This window comes from Ruminococcus sp. D54t1_190329_F1 (genome assembly GCF_015551645.1).
Classification (GTDB): domain Bacteria; phylum Bacillota; class Clostridia; order Lachnospirales; family Lachnospiraceae; genus Blautia_A; species Blautia_A faecis.
Genome location: NZ_JADNDC010000107.1, coordinates 1 through 1,204, shown reverse-complemented (window position 1 = coordinate 1,204; position 1,204 = coordinate 1). Strand labels below are relative to the sequence as shown.

The 1,204-nt window shown below is 46.1% G+C and carries 2 protein-coding genes; one reads left to right on the top strand and one right to left on the bottom strand.

The genetic code is table 11. The annotated features are described in order from the left end of the window. Positions 1-89 (bottom strand): LysR family transcriptional regulator (locus I2D69_RS20390; RefSeq protein ID WP_226855751.1); only part of this gene is annotated, 89 nt, incomplete at its 3' end. A 179-nt stretch (positions 90-268) separates the two neighbouring features. Between I2D69_RS20390 and I2D69_RS19790 the strand changes: the two genes are divergently transcribed. After that, the coding region (locus I2D69_RS19790; RefSeq protein ID WP_195380423.1) for an adenylosuccinate synthetase at positions 269-1,204 on the top strand (936 nt) is incomplete at its 3' end.

Below are 1,204 nucleotides of genomic sequence, written 5' to 3'. Positions count from 1 at the left end.
CTGTTGTTTAACGCCTGGGCCGCCTTGGTAAAGTTGTGGTATTTTGCCACATAATAAAAGATCTTATAATACTCGAAATTAACGTCCATAATATTTTTTCTTTTTTGGCATGTCATATATTTATTTCAGCCATATCAATTATATCTTTTACTTATTACTACGTCAAGCGTATTATGTACTCGAACAAAAAAGAACGCTGTTGTAGGGCAAAAAGCGGTTTATTGTAATAGGAAAACAGCAGCCCGACCAGTTTTCAAAGGAGGAACAAATGCTTACAGCAGTAACCGGTATTAACTGGGGCGATGAAGGAAAAGGACGTGTGATCGATCTTCTTGCAGAGCAGGCAGATGTGGTTGTCCGCTACCAGGGCGGAAACAATGCAGGTCACACAGTGGTAACCACCCAGGGCAAATTCGTTTTAAATCTTCTCCCCTCTGGTATTTTACATCCAGGTGTGGTGTGCGTCCTCGGGGACGGAATGGTGGTTGACCTGGAACATCTTTCCCAGGAGATCCATGAAATAGAGAAAAAAGGAATCCGGGTAACACCGGATCATTTGAAACTTTCAAAACGTGCTACAGTCTCCATGCCATGGCATAAGGTGCAGGATGAGTTAGAAGAAAACAGACTTGCAAAGACAGGAAGTGCCTTTGGTTCTACCCGCCGTGGAATCGCCTATGCATACAGTGACAAGTACCGTAAAAAAACACTTCGCCTGGGAGATCTCCTTCATTTAAAAGAGGATTCCGTAAAAGCCAGATTAAAAACCATGCTGGAGGCAAAGAACCTGGAGCTTGCAGGCTGTTATCATCAGGAGCCAATGTCCTACCCTGCACTCCTTACCTGGTGTGAGGAACAGGCTGAACTGTTTGGTCCCTATATTGCAGACACCGGGGAATATCTGGAACAGACAGTGTCAGAGGGCAAAAAGGTGGTACTGGAAGCCCAGCTTGGAGCCATGAGGGACATTGATTACGGTATTTTCCCCTATACCTCAAGTTCCTCTACCATTTCTGCCTATGGTCCCATTGGTGCCGGAATCCCTGGAAAATCCCTGGATCACGTGATTGGCGTTTTAAAAGCGTATTCCACCTGTGTTGGTGCAGGTCCTTTTGTGGCAGAACATGCCATGTCCGATGACTGGGAAGAAGCGTTGCGGAAAGCTGGCGGTGAATATGGTGCTGCCACCGGTCGTCCCAGAAGG